5 protein-coding genes are annotated in these 4,131 nt (G+C 69.6%); all 5 read left to right on the plus strand.

Translation table 11 applies throughout. From position 1 onward, the window contains the following. The first annotated feature begins 235 nt into the window (after positions 1-235). Positions 236-1,582: an extracellular solute-binding protein gene (locus JNW91_RS30105; RefSeq protein WP_203178881.1), complete on the plus strand. Its 1,347-nt coding sequence runs from the start codon at positions 236-238 to the stop codon at positions 1,580-1,582. Between the two features lie 6 nt (positions 1,583-1,588). Continuing rightward, complete coding sequence (locus JNW91_RS30110; protein ID WP_203178882.1) at positions 1,589-2,536, plus strand: carbohydrate ABC transporter permease; 948 nt, start codon at positions 1,589-1,591, stop codon at positions 2,534-2,536. Further along, a complete protein-coding gene (locus JNW91_RS30115; RefSeq protein ID WP_203178884.1) occupies positions 2,533-2,709 on the plus strand; it encodes a hypothetical protein in 177 nt (58 codons plus the stop codon). Before JNW91_RS30110 ends, JNW91_RS30115 begins: the two co-directional genes overlap by 4 nt. Beyond that, a complete protein-coding gene (locus tag JNW91_RS30120; protein WP_203178883.1) occupies positions 2,706-3,629 on the plus strand; it encodes a carbohydrate ABC transporter permease in 924 nt (307 codons plus the stop codon). Before JNW91_RS30115 ends, JNW91_RS30120 begins: the two co-directional genes overlap by 4 nt. Positions 3,630-3,638: 9 nt before the next feature. Beyond that, on the plus strand, positions 3,639-4,131 hold a 493-nt coding region (locus JNW91_RS30125; protein ID WP_309244525.1), incomplete at its 3' end, for a methyltransferase domain-containing protein.

Consider the following 4,131-nt stretch of genomic DNA (forward strand, 5'->3'; position numbering starts at 1 on the left):
TACCGGCGGGTGGCCCGCAGCAGCGCCGCGCTGGTGGTCCGGGGGCGGCTGGAGCGGCACGAGGGGGTGACCAATCTGGTCGCCGACCGGCTGGACGCGATTGAGCCGCCGGTCAGTCCCGCCTCCCGCGACTTCCGCTGATCGGCACATGCCCGGCTCTCACGTTTGAACCGCACCGATCGAGGAGAAGTGCAGGTCGCGGGCAAGGCCGCCCGCGTCGGTTCGGGAGGGTCTCATGTCACGGATACTGCGGGCGACCGCGTTCGCCGGTGCGCTCAGCCTGGTGCTGAGCGGGTGTGGCGGAGTGGGCGGCGGCGACGCGGGGGGCGGCACCGCCACCAAGGGCACACTCAGCACGATGGGCTTCGGCTTCTCCGACGAGATCGCCACCACCCGCGTCGACGCGTTCAAGCGGGACCACCCCGACGTCGAGCTGAAGGTCACCGAGGGCGCGTTCGACGAGCAGCAGTTCCTCTCCGCGGTCGCCTCGGGCAACCCGCCGGACCTGGTCTACATGGACCGCAAGCTGATCGGCACGTACGCCAAGCGCGGATCGATCCAGCCGCTCACCGACTGCGTCAAAAAGCAGGACATCGACCTGGAGCAGTACCGGTCCGCCGCCCGCGCCCAGGTCACCCTGGACGGCACCGTCTACGGCATCCCGGAGTTCTCCACCGTCCGGGTGGTCTACCTCAACGAGGGGCTGCTCAAGAAGGCCGGAATGACCGCCGACCAGGTGAACCTGGCCGACTGGGCGGCGCTGCCCGCGCTCAACACCAAGCTGGCCACGGTCTCCGGCGGCCGGCTCTCCCGGATCGGCATCGACCCGAAGATCCCCGAGTTCCTGCCGATGTGGGCCAAGGCGAACGGCGTCGACATGCTCTCCGCCGACGGCCGCACCGCGCGGCTGGACGACCCCAAGGTGGTCGAGGCGCTCACCACCGGGGTCAACCTCATCCAGCAGCAGGGCGGCTGGGGCAAGTTCAAGTCGTTCCGGGACACCTTCGACTTCTTCGGCGCGCAGAACCCGCTGTCCAAGAACCAGATCGTGGCCTGGCCGATGGAGGAGTGGTTCCTCAACCAGGCGGCCAAGAACAGCCCGAACGTCGAGCTGGTGGTCAAGCCGTTCACCGACCGGCAGGGCAGGCCGCTGACCCAGTCCGCCGGGCAGGCCTGGGTGATCACCAAGGGCGCGAAGAACCCGGACGCCGCGTGCGCGTTCGTCAAGCAGATGACCGCCACCGACACGTGGCTGGCAGCCGCGAAGGCCCGGGCGGACGCCCGCAAGGCCGCCGGTCAGCCGTTCACCGGCCTCTACACCGCCAACGCCGAGGCCGACAAGAAGATCTTCGACGAGCTGTACCAGCCGACCGGCAACAAGCGCTTCGACGACGCGGTGGCGACCATCCGTTCGGTGCAGGACGCGGCGTTCGCGCTGCCCGCCTCGCCGGCTGGCGCCGAGTTCGACAAGGCGTACTACGACGCGGTCAACCGGGTGCTCGCCGGCCAGGAGCAGCCCGCCCAGGCGTTGCGGCGGGCACAGCAGGAGGCCACCGCCGCGCTGGACAAGGCCGCGAAGTAACCCGCCATGGCCACCGTCACCGCTCCCGCTCCGGGCCGGCGCCGCCGTACGCCGCTGGCCCGGCGGGAGGCCCGTTGGGCGTACCTCTTCCTGGCGCCCTGGATCATCGGGTTCCTGATCTTCTACGCCGGGCCGATGGTCGCCAGCCTCTGGTTGAGCTTCACCGAGTACGACGTGATCAATCCGCCGGAGTACAACGGGCTGGACAACTACCGGGAGTTGATGAGCGACCCGGCCGTGGCCCGCAGTCTCGGCAACACCGTCTACTACACGGCGCTGCACGTGCCGCTGGTGATGCTCATCTCGCTCGGGCTGGCGCTGCTGCTCAAGCGGGTCGGACGGTTGCAGGGCTTCTTCCGTACCGTCTTCTACCTGCCGGTGATGACCCCGGCGGTGGCCGTCGGCATCCTGTTCCTGCTGCTACTCAACACCCAGGACGGCCTGATCAACCGCGCGCTCGGTCTGGTCGGGATCGACGGTCCGAGCTGGACCACGGACCCGCACTGGGTGATGCCCGGCATCATCCTGATGAGCCTGTGGAGCCTCGGCTCCACGGTCATCATCTACCTGGCCGCGTTGCAGAACGTGCCGCGTGACCTGTACGAGGCCGCCTCCATCGACGGCGCGGGCCCCTGGGCCCGGTTCCGTGCGGTCACCCTGCCGATGATCTCGGGGGCGTTGTTCTTCACGCTGATCGTCAACACGATCGCGTCGCTGCAGATGTTCACCGAGGTCTACACCATGTACTTCGGCAACCGTGAGACCCAGAACACGTTCAACAGCGACGCGGCAAGCTTCTACGTCATCCACCTGTTCCAGGAGGCGTTCCAGTTCCTGCACATGGGCTTCGCTTCGGCGATGGCCTGGTTGCTCTTCGCGATCATTTTGGTGATCACCCTGGCGCAGGTGAAACTCAGCAACCGGTTCGTGTACTACGAGGGAGAAGACCAGTGACTTCGATGACCGGCCACAACGGGGTGGCCAACGCGCGACGGATCCGCCTCAGCTCGGGGTGGGTGCCCGAGCAGCACCTGGAGCCGCGCGAGTACGAGATCACTGAAGGCCCGGTGGCCAACGCCCGGCGGTCCCGGGCCGAGGAGGATCCAGCGGCCGGGGAACAGTCGTGACGACCGCCGTCGAACGCAGCGCCGCCGCACCGGTATCCGGCATCGAGCCGGCCCGCGCGGCGGCGCGCCGCCCCCCTGCCGAGGAGGCCCGCCGGCCGCTCTGGCACCGGGTGCTGTTCATCGCGGCGCTGGTCGGCGCCGCCGTGATCTTCATGCTGCCGTTCGTCTGGCTGGTCAGCGCCTCGCTGCGCCCCCGGGAGTACGTCTTCGCGCCCGGCTTCCTGCCCACCCCGTTCTCGCCCGAGAACTACGCCGAGGCGTGGCAGGCGGTGCCGCTGCTGACCTGGTTCGGCAACAGCGTCGTCGTCGGCGTGGCCGCCGCCGCGGCGGTGACCCTCTCCAGCGCCTGGGTGGCCTTCGGCTTCGCGTACTTCCGCTTCCCCGGCCGCAACGTGCTCTTCGGGCTGGTGCTCGCCACCATGATGCTGCCGTTCGCGGTCACCATGATCCCCACGTACCTGATCTGGTCGAAGCTGGGGCTGACCGACACCCAGGTGCCGCTCTGGGCGGGCAACCTGTTCGGCTCGGCGTTCTACATCTTCCTGCTGCGGCAGTTCCTGCTCGCGCTGCCCCGGGAGTACTTCGAGGCCGCCCGGATGGACGGGGCGAGCTACCCGCAGCTGTTCTGGAAGCTGGCCTTCCCGCTGATCCGGCCGGCGTTGCTGGTCGCCTTCGTGTTCGAGTTCAAGGCCAGTTGGACGGACCTGCTCAAGCCACTGATCTACCTGCGCAACGAGCAGCTCTACACGCTGCCGCGCGGGCTGAAGGTGGTGCTCGACCGGTTCGGCTACGGCGGCGAGCAGCAGTGGGAGATCGTGCTGGCCGGAAGCGTGTTGGCCACCGTACCGATGATCATCCTGTTTTTCCTGGCCCAGCGGCACTTCGTCGAGGGCATCGCCACCACCGGCCGCAAGGGCTGACTGGACCGGGTGACTAGGCTCGACCGGGTGGAGCAGACCCGAGGCCGGTTCGCCGGGCCGCCGCTGACCGCCCGTACCGCCGTGATCTGGTCGGTGCTCCGCGCCGAACTGGACCGGCGTGGCGACACCGAGCTCACCGTGCTCGACGTGGGCGGCGGCACCGGCGGTTTCGCCGTCCCCCTGGCCCGTGCCGGGCACCGCGTCACCGTGGTCGACGCCAGCCCCGACGCGTTGGCCGCGCTCACCCGCCGGGCCGCCGAGGCCGGGGTGGCCGACCGGATCGCCGCCGTGCAGGGTGACGGCGACGCCCTCGCCGGCCTGGTCGAGCCGGCCGGCGTCGACCTGGTGCTCTGCCACGCCGTACTGGAGGTCGTCGACGATCCGACGCCGGTGGTGACCGCGCTGGCCACCGCGCTGCGTCCCGGCGGCGCCGCCGGATCGGTCGCCGCGGACGCGCTGCTGAACACCGGCGCCACCGCCGGCGTCACCTTCAACGACCTGC

It is taken from the genome of Micromonospora parastrephiae (assembly GCF_016802865.1).
Taxonomy (GTDB): domain Bacteria; phylum Actinomycetota; class Actinomycetes; order Mycobacteriales; family Micromonosporaceae; genus Micromonospora; species Micromonospora parastrephiae.